Source organism: Desulfotruncus arcticus DSM 17038, from assembly GCF_900113335.1.
GTDB classification, from domain to species: domain Bacteria; phylum Bacillota; class Desulfotomaculia; order Desulfotomaculales; family Desulfallaceae; genus Desulfotruncus; species Desulfotruncus arcticus.
Genome location: NZ_FOOX01000016.1, coordinates 48121 through 62639 on the forward strand (window position 1 = coordinate 48121; position 14519 = coordinate 62639).

Here is a 14519-nt window from a genome sequence, read left to right on the forward strand (position 1 = left end):
CATAATTTTGACCCGCCATCAAGAGGAGCATCAGGGACCGCTTCTCGGTTCCCAAGGCAAGGAAAATTGCGTTGCTGCTCATATAGTGTTTGCGTTGGTGGAAATATTAAACGCCATTAAAAATCAGCTTCCCATTGGTACTATAAAAGCACAAGCAAACGATCCGAATGCACGGGTTGGATGCTTGTGCTTATTTATACTTAACTCAGCATTAACAATGGTTAGCCAAATTTTAACTCTAAAGCTATTATATTCTAACAATGTTGCGTTACAATTAGACAAGCAAAATTGACAGGTAAAAAAACATTAAATTAAAAACCATTATAAGTTAATAGTGGGGATACTCAGGGGGGAGGGTGGAGCTATCCGTTAAGAATCGACTACTTAAAAAGGTTTATAGGAGGTGTTAATTCATGATCACCGAGGAATTTCAAAGGATATTTGCTCAAGTTGTAGACCCGGTAAAGGAAGGAAAAAGGCTGAATCTTTATAGCTTTGAGCCCGCTTTCGCAGGACCTCAGGGTGGTAGGTCCATTTATGAAAGGAGGGAAGTAATCATGCTTACCTCCAATAACTACCTGGGACTGGCGGATCACCCGGAAATTAAACAGGCCATGAAAGAAGCCGTGGACCAATTCGGTTCCAGCACCTGCGGAGCGAGGCTGCATAACGGTACAACGGTTCTGCATAAGGAGCTTGAGGAACGGTTGGCCAGTTTCCTCGGCACTGAATCGGCCCTGATTTTCAGTGCCGGATTTCTAACCAACGTCGGCACCATTTCCGCTCTGGGCGATGGAGAAACAGTGATCATTTCAGACCAGTTAAACCATATGAGCATTGTGGACGGCTACAAGCTCGCTGAAGGGAAGGTCAAGATCTTCACCCATAATGATATGGACAAGTTAAAGTATATCCTGGAACGTTCCAAGGAAGCAAAAAGGAGACTTATCGTGGTGGACGGGGTGTTCTCCATGGACGGTGATATTGCTCCTCTGGACGAGATCATTGACCTGGCCCGGGAATACGGTGCAATGGTGATGGTGGACGAGGCCCATTCCTTTGGTATTTTAGGCCCGACCGGACGGGGCACCACAGAGCATTACGGGGTGAACGCGGATATTATCATGGGTACTTTCAGCAAGGCCCTGGCCGGGGTAGGGGGCTTTATTGCCACCTCCGCCGACATCTGTGAGTACGTCAGGCACACCGCCCACGCTTACATATTTAACGCCGCTCCCCCTCCCGTGGTGGTGGCCGGGGTGATCAAAGCGCTGGAACTAATGGAAAAAGAAAGTTGGCGGAGAGAAAAGCTGTGGCATAACACCATCCGGTTTCGTTCCGGTTTGATTCAGTTGGGATTTGATACAATGGGCAGCGTGACTCCGGTCATCCCTATTTTTATTGGAGACGACATGAAAACCATGGTGATGTCCAGGGAACTTCTTAATGAAGGAGTTTATATTGCCTCGGCCATCTTTCCCGCCGTTCCCCGGGGCATGAGCCGGTTCCGCACCACCATTACCGCAGCCCTGGAGGACAACGATATTGACCGGGCTTTAGATGTGCTCGGAAAAGTGGCCCGCAAGGCCGGTATCATTAATCTTCGCACAGCCTGTAAGACCCCGCCCTCTTAGGTCGGGGATTAACAGGCTGTAAGCTCGAAATAGTGCGACTAAGGTTCAGATGGGGTCAAAACCCCACCTGAACCAAGTCTTCTTTATTAAAATGATGGGGAGGGATTTTTATGGCCGGGATGCCTGCCCGGTTACTCCAGGAGCAAAATGCACTAAGAACCGATTTTAATATAATAGATACATTGGAAAAACAGGGGATTTATATTCATTTTTCTGCTGTTGCAGGAAAGACGGCCTTTCTTTTTCCAGGCCACGGCGCTCAGTACCCCAACATGATGAGAGATCTCTTTTCAACCCAGCCAGTGGTGGAAGATACTTTCAGGCGCGCTGATGAGATATACCGGGGACTCACGGGTGATGCCCTGACCAGCCTGATCTTTTCCCGGGATCACGATGGGGAAGAAGAGGTGCACGAGAATTTAAAAAGTCCGGAGGTTATGCAACCGGCCATTTATACGGCCAATATGGCCATGTTCTACCTTGTCGCCGACCTGGGTTTGCACGCCGATCTCTTTATTGGACACAGTTTGGGTGAGTTTGCCGCCCTGGCGGCGGGAGGCGCTGTAACCTTTGAGGATGGCCTGCGGGCTGTTTATGCCAGGGCTTGTTCAGTAAACCTGATCAACCCTGCCCAACGGGGCGCCATGATCAGCATCCAAACCGGAGGGGACTCCGGCAGTACCGACCGGCTGCTCTCCGGGGTAAAAGGGTATTTTACCAAAAGCATCGTCAATTCTCCGGAGCAACTGATCATTTCCGGGGCAAGTGAAGCCGTGGACCGGATTCACCAGTTGTGCCGGGAAAAAGGGATTCCTTCGATCATTTTGCCGGTTTCCCACGCCTTTCATTCGAAACTGATGGCTGCGGCGGTGCCCTCCTTCGAGGAGAAGCTGCGGGCCTTCCGCTGGCGCAAGCCGGAAATAAAGGTGCTGTCCTCAATCCACGGGGAATACTATGACCGCCAGGTGGTGAAAGGAATGTCGTCCTTCCTGGCCAGCCAGCTTATTACTCCCTTCAACTTCCGCTCCTTGATTTTAAAGGCTTACGACGAGGGCGTCAGGGTTTTTGTTGAAGTTGGCCCCAAGAACATCCTGTCTAAACTGGTGCGGAAAAACCTGACGGCGGATGATGTGCTGGTGGCCGGCACCAATTTGCCTGCCTTGGGGGGTACCCCAAGTTGGAAAAGATTTTGTGTTTTTTGCAACGTACACGGCCTATTGGCGGACCGGCAGGAAATCAATCTAATGCAAGGGTTCAAAAAAACAGTTCCGGAAAGGGGTAATAGCCAAATGACCGAAACTGGGATCAAAGAGCAACTGGTGCAGATTGTGGCCGGGAAAACCGGTTATCCCCGGCCGCTGATCCAGTTCCATAAAAAGATAGTGGTTGAATTAGGGGTGGGCCTTCTTATTTACCAGGCCATCCTTCGGGCCGTCCGGGAAAAATTTAGCCTGTCCGAGGACGGATTTCCTCAAGATAAAGATCTTACTTTGCAGGAAATCTACGAATACCTGGCGGCAAGATTCCTGGAACAGCCTGGTACTGCCGCCGAAACGACGGCAAGTGCCGGGAAAGCGGTAGAACAGCAGGAGATCGAGCAGGTTGTGCTGGCGGCATTTGTGGAAAAGACGGGATATCCCCGGGAGATGCTGGAGCCCGACCTGGACCTGGAGGCCGACCTGGGTATCGACTCGGTGAAGCAGGCGGAAATCTTCGGCTACCTGAAGGACAAGTACACCCTGGTGGTAAGTGAGGAAGTAAAGTTAAAGGATCTCAATACCATCGGGAAAATTGTGGAATTCGTCGCCGGCCTGATGCATGCGGCTCCCGCGCTACGCCAAGAAGAAAAGGAAAGCGCCGGGGCGCCATCCTCCATACTGCCACTGGTAGACCCGGGGCAGGTGGAACAACTGGTAATAGACGCCATGGCGGAAAAGACGGGGTATCCCCGGGAAATGCTGGAGCCCGACCTGGACCTGGAGGCCGACCTGGGCATCGACTCGGTGAAGCAGGCGGAAATCTTCGGCCAGCTGCAGGAAGCCTACCGTTTTACCACCAGCAAGGAGATCAAGCTCAAAGATTTAAATACCATCCGGAAGATTACTGATTTCATCATCGCGACTCTCGGCACAAACACAGTGCAAACCCCGGCAGAGCCTGCGCCTGCAGAGTCCCCCCTTTATAAAAGACTGGCAGTAAAAGAGCAAATCGAAACGGCCTTGCGTTATGTTCCCCTTCCCATGGAACAGCCTTTCCCTTCCTCTCCCGCCAGCGGTATGTTTACGGTGCGGGGGAAAAAGATCCTGGTCATGGCGGACCGGACCGGTGAGGTGGCCGGCCGGCTGATTTCCGAATTGCGGCGCAAAGGGGCCCAAGTCTACGCGGCAGTGCCGGAGGGTATGGCCCTGGAAGCAGATAAAACCATCCCCGCCTCCTTTGACCGGGACGATTCCCTGCAGGCCGTTTTTGCCGCCTTGCAAGAGGAGTCCGGGGGAATCCAGTCGGTCATCAATCTTTACCCGCTGGTAAAAGACTTCTCCCTTTTTGAGGCGTCCGGGGAAGAATGGGAAAGGGAAGTGGGCAGCCAGTTCAACGTTAATTTCCTGGCCGCCAGGGCATTTTACAAGGACCTGCAAGCCTTGCCGGCCGGCGCCGGTGGATATTTTGCCGCCACCAACACCGGCGGGGTCTTCGGCCTGGAGGCGACCGCCGGACAAAATCCCTTGGGCGGACTCACTGCAGGCTTTGTTAAAAGCCTGCAGAAGGAACTGCCCAACCTGGCGGCCAAAGTGGTGGACTTCCCGGCCGAAGAAGCGCCCGAGACCATTGCTCAGGTTTTTGGGGAAGAAATAGAGCTGCCGGAAGACCACCTGGAAATCGGGTATACCGCCGGCGGGCGCAAAATTATCCAAGTGTTGCCGGTAGCGCTGCAGCCGGGTCAACATCAGGTTCCGTTATCTATTGACCGGTCAAGTGTGATCCTGGTTTCCGGAGGCGGCCGGGGAATCATCTTTGAGTGCCTTAAAGGCCTTTGCGCATTGTGTCAGCCGCAAATTGTCATCACCGGCAGAACAGCGGCCCCCGACGGGGATGAAGAATGGCTGCGCCTGGACGGGGAGGATTTCTCCCGCTACCGGCAGGAGTACATGAAAAAACTTAAAAAAGAAAATCCTGCCCTTACTCCCCTGCAGGTTGAGCGGGAAAGCCGGAAGCTGATTTATGCCCGAGAACTTTTCCGGAATCTTCAGGAACTCAAAGCCATGAACAGCAATATCCATTACGAGGTCTGTGACGTTGCCGACCGGGAACAGGTCCTGGCGCTGGTGGACCGCATCAGGGAACGTTTCGGGCCTATCGAAGGGGTTCTCCACGGCGCCGGTCTGGAGTCTTTTGGCGCCGTGCCCAAGAAACCGGTGGAGCACTCCCGTAATGTGGTCCGGGTCAAGGTAAACGGCTTCCGTCACTTGTGGAAGGCTACCCGGCAAGAGCCCCTGAAATTTTTTGTCAACTTCGGCTCCATTTCCGGACGTTTCGGTATGGACGGCCAGGTGGACTATTGCGCCGCTGCCGACGCTGTGGCCAGGTGCTCGTACATCCACTCCAGAAGCAATGCCGCTCCGCTTTCCTTTACCATTGACTGGACGGCCTGGGCGGATACCGGCATGGCCGCATACGATTCTGTCCGCCGGGTCCAGGAGCAAAGAGGGCTTACTTACCTGGAAATTAAAGAAGGTGTCCACAAATTCCTCCAGGAGTTGTTTTTCGGCGGAGAACACCCGGAAGTTATGATCTTCGGTTCCCTGGGCCTGAACAGTCCCCCCGGGCAGCTGGATAGTCTGGACGGGGAACGCCGGCGGGTGGTCTTCCCCGCCCGGCCGGACGGAGTAGTGGTGGACCGTATCCATTACCCTCTTTTGGAAAGAGTATCCGCATATGAGGCCAATGACTTTTTAAATGCGGAAAAAAGGTTGCATTTACAGGAGGACCTTTACCTTTCCGATCACCTGGTGGACGGGGCCGGCACCTTCCCGGGAGTTTTGCACGTGGAAAGCCATTGCGAAGCGGCCTCCCTGTTGTGCCCCGATCATTTCCCCGCCCGGCTCCGGGATGTGGAGTTCATCAAGTTCATCAAGTATTACGAGCGTAATCCACTGAATCTTAAGATCAACGCCCGTGTCCGGCGAACTGACGAAAGCGGGACGGAAGTGGAAGTGGAAATACGTTCCGATTTCGTCAACTCCCGGGGGATGGTACTGGAAAAAGATCGCCTGCACTCCCGGGGCACCTACCTGATGACTAAAGAAAGGCAGCAACCCCGGGCGGCTTCGGTAAATGCCGGAGAGCTGCTGGCGCGGGCAGCCGAAATGAATTTGGAAAAGTTTTACCAGCATACCTCCCGGTACATTACGTTCGGCCCCACCTTCCGTTCATTACAGGAAGTAAGAGCTATCAATGATTACGAACTGGTCAGCGAAACTTTGGTACCCCGTAACGAAGGCCTGTTTGCCTCTGTCGGCGCGCCGCGATTTCTGATCGCCCCGGTGGTAATCGATAACGCCTGCCGGTCCACGCTGCTATGGAGTTTTCACACCGCCGGACACATTGTGGTTCCCCGGAGCATTGATGAAGTCATCTTTTACCGGGCACCTCTGCCCGGCGAAAAAGTATATGCCTATACCAAATTTTTAAAAGAAGATGGGGACCTTTACCACTTTAAAGTTGAAATGATCGATTCTGAAAACAACCTGCTCATAGACATGCCCGGGCTGGTCATGGTCAGGATCAACAGCGAACATGGAGATACCGGTTTGTTGTAAGCAGGAGCTTTTTTACCGGGTTGGCAAGGGACGGGGGAGTCTGCCCGTTGTGGCCGCCAGGCTTCCCGTGGCAGCCGTCACGCTGGCGTACTGCGCCGATCCCGATGAGTTTTTCCGCCTTTACCTGGCGGAGGAAGAACAAGCAGAATTGTCCTCCTTTCGCTGGCCCCAAAAAAAGTTCCCCTGGCTGGCGGCGCGGGTAGCGGCCAAACGGCTGTATTGCAGGTATAAGAGGGGAAGGGGGGAGATCTTCCACCCCCGCGACGTGGTAATCAGGAAAATAAGGGCCGGACCGGGGCGGGGCAAGCCCCTGCTCCGGGTGGATGGCCCGGCCGCCTCAACTTTTTTCAGCGACTTTTCCCTGAGCCATGCCGGCCAATGGGCAGTCTGCGCCCTGGCAAGCTACGGAAGGGTGGGCATTGACCTGGAGCCGGTGGAAGATCTCTCTCCCTCCTTCATCAGGACGGTGTACACACCCGGTGAGATGGAGACGTTGCAGACCATCGCTGGTAGTTTTACCCTGTCTGAGCGGGTGAAACTGCTATGGGTGATGAAAGAGTCCTTGCTGAAAGCCTTGGGCGTGGGGTTCTATTACGGATTGGGCTCGGTCCGGTTGACCGGCGCCAACGAAGCGGGGCCGGTTTTTACCACTGCTCCCGACCTCCCGGCATTACCCGGCCGCCCTGTTAACATGTCGTATGGTTTTTTTAAGGGATGCGTTTTTTGTATTACCTTGATCTGTTAACACACCAACCAACGAAAGGAGTTACCCCTGTGAGCTTGGAAGCTTTTCAACCAATAGCTATTGTGGGCTACGGGTGTGTTTTTCCCCCGGATGCCCACAATCCCGCCCGGTACTGGCAAAACATCTTGAGCGGCAAAAGCGGGATTATGCCCCCGCCGCCCGATCGCTGGCGCTGGGAACTATTTTATGCGCCGGACCGGAAAGCGGAAGATAAAACCTACTGCAAGTTGGGAGGATTCCTGGAAAACTACGCCTTCCCCTATGAGCAGCACAAACTTACCCCCCGGGATCTCCCGGGTTTCAACCGCACCCAGCTGATGATCCTGGATACTCTGCTGCAAGCCGCCGAGATGGCCGGGTACGGCCGGGAACGGCTGCAGGGAGTTAAAACGGGTCTTTTCATAGGCAACATGCTGGGAGATGAATTAATGTGCCACGCCTCCATCCATTTCCGGGCCCGGGAAATATGGCACTGGATCAGGAACTGTAGGGAATTTGCCGCTTTGCCGGTGGAAACCCGGGCGGCCGTCGAAAAGGATTTTTTTAATTCCATCGGGGAACAATATCCCGCCCTTGATCAGGAACATGCCCAGGCAGCTCTTCAGGGCAGCCTGGCCGGAGCCGTAGGCAAGTTTTTCAACGCCGGCGCTGCCTGGGTGTGCGATGCCGCCTGCGCTTCGGGTTTGCTGGTCATTGACCTGGCGGCCCGGTACCTGCAGGACGGCAGCGCCGATCTGGCCCTGGTCTGTGGTGCCATGGGCAATATGAACGTCACCGGTAACGTCAGCTTTGCCAAAATCGGCGGTCTTTCAGGAAATCACAGCCTCCCTCTGGACGCAAGGGCGGACGGGCTGATCCCGGGGGAAGGAGCCGGTGCGGTGATTTTAAAGCGACTGGCGGATGCGGTGAGGGACGGCGATCCTGTTTGCGGTGTAATCAGAGGGATCGCTTCCCGCTGCGACGGTAAGGGTAAGGCCATTTACGCGCCCTCCACCCGGGGACAGGTGGCAGCCATGCGGCGGGCACTGGAAACAGCGGAGTTCAAGCCGGAAGATCTCCAGTATATTGAAACTCATGCCACCGGCACCCCTACCGGTGACAGGGCGGAAGTAAACTCCTTAAAAGAACTTTTCAGTACCTGCCATGGCCCGAAAAGCACAGTTGCCCTGGGATCGGTCAAATCCCTCACCGGCCACACCTTTTCCGCCGCCGGCATGGCCAACCTGATCAGAATTTTGCTGGGTTTCAAGCACCGGACGATGCCTCCCACCCACAACTATATCTCCTCCCTGCCGGAAATGGAGTTGGACAATTCTCCCTTTTACGTGAACACTTCGGCCCGGCCCTGGCCTGCATGCAGTGATGGCGTGCGGCGGGCTGCTGCCAACGCCTTCGGCTTCGGGGGAATCAATACTTCCATTTGCGTGGAAGAATTTGTTCCCGATTACCATGGAACACTAGTTAAAAATAGGAACTTGACTGCAGTAAAGGCAAAGGCAAACGGGGATACGCCCATTGCCATTGTCGGGATCGGATGCCTTGCTCCGGGGGCCCGAAACAGCAAAGAATATTTGGCTGCTATGGTGCCTCAAGATAAACTGGCCGGCCCTTTTCCAGAAGAGAGGTGGCACTGGAACAGCAACCTTGTCTATAATCCCGGGAACAAGAAATTGGGCGTTTTCATTGAAAACCTGGCATTTCCCTGGCGGAAATTTAAAATACCGCCCCGGGCACTGGCCCAAATCGACCGCTCCCAGCTTATGGCCCTGCTGGCAGCCGAGGAAGCGATGCAGGATTGCGGAGATGATGGCTTATCCGGAGAGGATACAGGCATTTTTATCGGATCCTTCTTTGGCCTGGAGTCGGGCTTTCTCAGCAACCAGAGAATCCGGCTGGTGGAATACGAAGAAATTCTTCGTTCCCTTCCTTCTTTCCAGGCACTGGACGAGGAAGTGCGGGACAAAATCGTCACCGCTTTCTTCAGCGAGGTCAGGCGTTATGTGCCGGAAACTGCAGAAGACGTGCTGCCCGGTTATATGGATAATATAACCGGCGGAAGAATTGCCAACATCTTTGATGTGCGCGGTATAAACGTGGCTATCGATGCCGGTGGGGCATCCTTTCCGACCGCGCTGGAAGCCGGGATCAAGTACCTGATGCAAGGGGAGTGCCGCACCGCGCTGGTGGGCGGGGTACATGCCAACCTGACCCCCGAGTTTCTGAAGGCCTTTGAACTTGATCGACAGAAATGCACCGGGGCAGGAAACGGCGCCGGATATCCGCCGGCCGGTTACCTTCCGGCGGAAGGAGCGGTATTTTTTGTCCTGCAAAAACTGGACGATGTAAAAGATAAAACAAAGGTTTATGGAGTGATCACCGACGTTTCCCTGCGACGGTATACTCCCGGAGCTAGTTGTAGCTCATCTTGTATAAACACTCAAAAACCATTTTACTTTGGCGCTCAAGGGGCCTTTTCTCTGCTGAAAGCACTCCCGTCTTTGAAGGATAAGCGCGTGGTTTCGGTCAAACCAGAGTTAATCCCGGGTCCGGTAACGATATCCTCTTTTTCCCCTGCGGAGGTTGAATACGCCCTGGTGGTTGACACCATCCAGGGCGCCCTGGCGAATAAAAACGAACCACCGGTTACTGATTTCTGTGACGTCGTTTACCTGGGCGCAAATTCCTGGCCGGAACTGGTGACTGAGCTAAAGTTGTTGCTGGGGCGGCTGGAAACAGAAACTGAATTATTGCCATATAACATGCTTGCAATGGATGATTTTGACTGCCGGATGGGCCTTGTCTACAGTTCCCGGGACGAATTAAAGCGCAAGATTAGGCTTACTCTGCATTTATTAGAAAAGGATAAAATGGCAGGTTAAGCCTGCCGTTTGGGCGAGAGGAGTGAAAAGCACGTGGCATTGTTCGTCTTTGATCAGGAAAAGTGCCTTGGTTGCGGTTTGTGTGCCCGGGTCTGCGTGGAAGATGTGTTTACACTTAATGAGAATAACCAGTTGCCGCGGGTCGTTGATGAAGATAAATGCATCCGTTGTGGCCATTGCGCTGCCGCTTGCCCAACGGGAGCCCTGCAGCATAAAGACATGAATATGCAAAACTTTATTCCCGTTGAAAACTTACGGATAGAACCCGAACAAATGGAACGTTTTTTGGGCGCTAAACGCTCGGTGAGGCATTACCGGGAAAAAAAAGTGGATCAAGAAGTGATCACGCGGCTACTGCGGGTGGCTCAAATGGCGCCCAGTGACAACAACCGGCAGGAACGGGAGTTCATTGTCGTAACGGATCCCGATAAAATTGCCGAGCTAGAGAAAGCAACGGTAGATTATTACAGAAAATTGCTCTCCTTGATGAATCCCGTCATGCGTAAAATCAGTTCTGTTTTTATGCCCCATGCCATTCGTGAACTGGAAAAAGTAATTCCGGATTTTCAAGGTTTGCTCAGGCGCTCACAAAAAGGTGAACCCGCGGTTTTTCGCGGCGCTCCATGCATAATCTTTATTTATGCCCTAAAAGGCAATGTGATGGCCAAAGACAACTGCCTGGCTGCACAACACTACTTAATGCTCCAGGCCCAGGCTATGGGTTTGGGCACATGTATCATCGGATATGCGACCGCTGCCGCTTCCAGCCTGGTCAATATCCTGAACGTTCCCAAAAACAACCAGATAATTTCGGCTATAACCCTGGGATATCCTCAATACAATTTTAAAAGAACGGTGGACCGGAAGGAAAAAGAAATTATGTGGCTATAACGCGTGGCCTCTTTAGCTGTAAATCGCCAGCCTCGGCACTTTGACTCTACTCCCCTTATTCTCTTGTTTACATAGAATTAATAAATATTGCTCACGGGACAAGTACCAATAACCTCAACTCGTTTGTTTGTACAACCAGTACGACATGGATGGCAAGATTTGACTCGCCGTGAAATACTGAATGTAGGGGACGGGCGAGGGTGATGGTAGGGGGTATTCTAAAAAAATTATGGTTAAACTTATACAATGAAAGCCTTACTTAGCCGCTCTTTGAATTCACAAGGCGGAAAATCATACAGGCTGCCATATATACGTCGTTCATTATAAAACTAAATGTATTCATTAACCAACTGATAGGCCTCTTGATATGATGAAAATTCATATCGGCTCAAGCATTTCGCATTCAGCAGGGAGGGGAGAGAAGGGGATTCGACCATTATGCATCTAAACTAAATATTCCACTTTAGCGCCGGGAAAGTGCTCAGCCAGTTCCCGGTGAAAGAAGGTTTTCATCTCCTCCAGCGTCGACTTTGGATAAACATATTTTCCAAAACCGCAGTCCGCCTGCAGGGGGCAGCGGCGAGCTGCGGTGTGTTATGTATGGCTCTGGGCCGGTTCCCGCTCGTGCTGTGGTGCGTAGTCGTGCCGGGGGAGCACGAGTGGGGTAGCCAGCAAGAGGATACCGGCGATCGCAATTGCAGTGCGTGGGCTGGTGATGCCGGCTAGCAGGCCCCACAGGGCGGTCAGGGCCGCGATGGTGGCGTTGCTGGTGACCGACCATGCGGACAGGGTGCGGGCGACTCGGTCCGTTTCGGTTTGGTTGAGCCGGTAGCTGGCGAACACCGGGTTGAATACTCCCACGCAGGTAACCAAGCCAAGCTGGACAACGATGACAAGCACGATTCCGGCAGCGCCGGGGCGAATGAAGGCCAATCCGATTGACCAGCACGCGCGCAGTGTGCCGGCGGTGAGCATAACCTTGTGTTGCCCGAACTTCGCGACGAGCCGGGGGGCCAGTCGTGAGCCAATGAGGCCACCAACGCAGGGGGCTCCGAACGCGAGGCCGTACTGCCACGGTGCGAACCCGAGGTGTCCGAGCATGAGGACGGCGACCAGCGGCGAGGTCGCCATGATCAGGCCGTTGACCAGCACCGTGTTGAAGAACAGCGGGCGCAGCGCCGGGTGAGTCAGGATGTACCGCCACCCTTCGAGCAGGTCGCCGGCTCGCAGCCGCGGTGCATCGGTTTGTACGGGGCGCGGCTCCCTGCCTCCAATCGCGCGGATCCCTACTGCCGAGAACAGGTAGCTGACCGCATCGGCCACCACGGTCGTTACCGGACCGAACAGCCCGATCGCGACCCCGCCGAGCGGCGGTCCGAGCGCGGTGGCGGTCCAGGTTGTGGACTCGAACCGTCCGTTTGCGATAAGCAGGTCCTCCGGCCGCACGAGCGCCTTCAGGCATGCGCCGCTGGCTGCCTTGAAGGTGATGTTGGCTGCGGCGACGATGACCGACACGACCAGGAGTTGGGCGAGACTAAGCCAGCCGAGCGCGAACGCAGCTGGGACGCTCATCACCGCTGCGAACCGGGTCAGGTCCATTGCGATCATTACCGGACGCTTACGGCGGAACTCCACCCACGGGCCGAGCGGCACCGCCACCACCGCACCCACCGCCAGCCCAACCGCAGCCAGCACCGACACTTCGGTCGGTCCGGCGTGCAGCACGAGGATCGCGATAATAGAAAAAGCGTCGAACGCGAGCCACGTGCCGAACGTGCTGATCGCATAAGCCGCCCAAAGCCACTCGAACTGCCGCCCCAGCGACCGTCTAGTTACCATACCTGTCTTGCCCGAACAACCTTGACTTGACCAAAAGATCAATCTGTGCCCGTGTTCTCATATGCTTTAAATTGAGGATATTGTTGTTAAATATGTCCATGGTTTCGGCCTCCTGGGAACGGCATCATTTTATACATCCAAATATTCTACTGGAAGCTACAATATTCCTTTTGGCTGACCTTTTTGGAGCACGCCTCAGGGTCTACAGGTTCAATATTTTTTTAAGACTTGGTTTATATTTTGTGGTTAGGTGTACTAAATGAGCAAGAAGAGTATCAATGATTTTCAGAACAGGGCCGAAAAAGGTGAAAAAATCGTCTATTTAACTGCCTACGATTACCTGACTGCCAAAATGCAGGAAAAAGCCGGTGTAAACATGATCCTGGTGGGGGATTCCCCCGGTATGGTCATGCTTGGTTATAATACACCTTCCCCGTTACTTTGGATGACATGGTGCGTCACTGCCAGGCAGTGCGCCGTGGTGCAATGGTTTTAGAAGTAAGACAGAGTTAGCGGTTAACTAACCTGCCTTACTTTTTTGTTATGTTGGAATTATAAAAGAAAGCCATATGCTCTAGATTAAGGAGCAATGGCTTTCTTTTGTGGCGTTTTTCCTTTCATAAAAACTTTCGATCAATTTCTTGGCCACAGCTGCCAAGGGTTGTTGATAAAGCATCGATAGTGTTACCGGCAGGGCAACTGCCGGCGAAATCAATCCTCAAAACAAGTCGTTCTCAGCAATTTCTAAATCCAGTGGAATGACGGTCTCAGACATAACAACGCAAATCCACGAATCAGTACAACCCGAACCGAACGAAACAGTTGTTACCAAGTTTCGAGTTAGCGCGTTCGCCGCCGGCAGCAACCTCGAAATCATCCTCCGTTCTCATCAAATCGATACGTTAATTTTATGTGGAATTGCTACAAGTGGCGTTGTTTTATCCACATTGCGAGAAGCGGCGGATAAAGATTATGCACTTAAGGTGCTTTCGGATGCATGTCTTGATGCCGATCCCGAGGTTCACCGCATTCTTACCGAGAAGGTGTTCCCTCGTCAGGCGGATGTGCTGACCGCCGACGCTTGGATCGACACCTTGTTTTATTAAAATCGAGGATCTGAAGCTCTGTGGGAAATTTTGGCTAAAAGTATCCATTAAAGCCAATTTTACGTGCAGGGACTGCGTTTTTTATTAGGATTAACAATAGCAGGGCTAAATCCTTCTGTGAATACCCTTGTTAAGAAAATAACACCAGATTCCCTTACAGGCGGAGTTTTTGGTCTTACCATGTCGGCAGGATATTTGGGCGTATTTGGAGGTTCTGTTTTAGGCGGGCAAGTAGCAGCCTACTTGGGTATTCGATATGTCTGTTTTGTTACCAGTGCCTTGTTATTGATAAATGCTGTATGGGTATATTTTGAAGTGTATAAAAAGCTTTGTTTAAAAGAAAAACACGTAATGTAATTTAGCAAGCCCCCAATCGGCATTATTAATCCCGTTATTTCCTTCACCTCAGTCCCGATCTTAAACACAAAGTCGGCCTCGGCTACGGATTTCACGGCAGCTTAAGTTTAGTTTCATCTAATCCAGCGTTTCCTTTGGATAAACATATTTACCGTGCGTTGGATCATTTCTATCAAATAACCATTTATTTATTAATAAAAATAAGAGTTTAATCTTCTGATGAAATGGAAATACTAACTAACGAAAGGTAA

The 14519-nt window shown here is 52.8% G+C and carries 10 protein-coding genes and 1 pseudogene; 9 read left to right on the forward strand and 2 right to left on the reverse strand.

Annotated features, from left to right (window positions below; all coding sequences use genetic code 11):
- Positions 1-7: 7 nt before the first annotated feature.
- The 6 genes from BM056_RS18810 (at position 8) to BM056_RS18835 (ending at position 10966) form a co-directional block, all read left to right on the forward strand.
- Complete coding sequence (locus BM056_RS18810; RefSeq protein WP_092473325.1) at positions 8-292, forward strand: hypothetical protein; 285 nt, start codon at positions 8-10, stop codon at positions 290-292.
- A 121-nt stretch (positions 293-413) separates the two neighbouring features.
- Positions 414-1634 (forward strand): aminotransferase class I/II-fold pyridoxal phosphate-dependent enzyme, encoded by a 1221-nt coding sequence (locus BM056_RS18815; RefSeq protein ID WP_092473327.1) that lies wholly within the window; start codon positions 414-416, stop codon positions 1632-1634.
- Between the two features lie 110 nt (positions 1635-1744).
- Positions 1745-6451, forward strand: coding sequence for an SDR family NAD(P)-dependent oxidoreductase (locus BM056_RS18820; RefSeq protein ID WP_092473329.1), 4707 nt, complete (start codon positions 1745-1747; stop codon positions 6449-6451).
- Positions 6429-7196 (forward strand): 4'-phosphopantetheinyl transferase family protein, encoded by a 768-nt coding sequence (locus BM056_RS18825; protein WP_092473331.1) that lies wholly within the window; start codon positions 6429-6431, stop codon positions 7194-7196. The genes BM056_RS18820 and BM056_RS18825 overlap by 23 nt, the downstream gene beginning before the upstream one ends.
- Positions 7197-7225: 29 nt before the next feature.
- Positions 7226-10075 carry a beta-ketoacyl synthase N-terminal-like domain-containing protein gene (locus BM056_RS18830; RefSeq protein ID WP_165613611.1) on the forward strand — a complete coding sequence of 950 codons (2850 nt, stop codon included), beginning with the start codon at positions 7226-7228 and terminating at the stop codon, positions 10073-10075.
- 33 nt (positions 10076-10108) lie between these two features.
- Entirely contained in the window at positions 10109-10966 is an 858-nt protein-coding gene (locus tag BM056_RS18835; protein WP_165613612.1) for a nitroreductase family protein, read from the forward strand.
- A gap of 594 nt (positions 10967-11560) precedes the next feature.
- Here the strand turns inward: BM056_RS18835 and BM056_RS18840 are convergent.
- Complete coding sequence (locus tag BM056_RS18840) at positions 11561-12805, reverse strand: MFS transporter (RefSeq protein WP_092473337.1); 1245 nt, start codon at positions 12803-12805, stop codon at positions 11561-11563.
- A 259-nt stretch (positions 12806-13064) separates the two neighbouring features.
- On the opposite strand from BM056_RS18840, the gene BM056_RS18845 reads away from it, so the two are divergent.
- Positions 13065-13301, forward strand: coding sequence for a 3-methyl-2-oxobutanoate hydroxymethyltransferase (locus tag BM056_RS18845; RefSeq protein ID WP_337833528.1), 237 nt, complete (start codon positions 13065-13067; stop codon positions 13299-13301).
- A gap of 78 nt (positions 13302-13379) precedes the next feature.
- Here BM056_RS18845 and BM056_RS25720 read toward each other — a convergent pair whose 3' ends face one another.
- A complete protein-coding gene (locus BM056_RS25720; RefSeq protein WP_174549980.1) occupies positions 13380-13520 on the reverse strand; it encodes a hypothetical protein in 141 nt (46 codons plus the stop codon).
- Between BM056_RS25720 and BM056_RS18850 the strand changes: the two genes are divergently transcribed.
- Positions 13516-13911, forward strand: a complete 396-nt coding sequence (locus tag BM056_RS18850; RefSeq protein ID WP_435050977.1) for a cysteine hydrolase family protein — start codon at positions 13516-13518, stop codon at positions 13909-13911. The genes BM056_RS25720 and BM056_RS18850 overlap by 5 nt on opposite strands.
- Positions 13912-13974: 63 nt before the next feature.
- Positions 13975-14268 (forward strand): annotated as a pseudogene (locus tag BM056_RS18855) (MFS transporter); the annotation flags it as partial.
- Between the last annotated feature and the right edge of the window lie 251 nt (positions 14269-14519).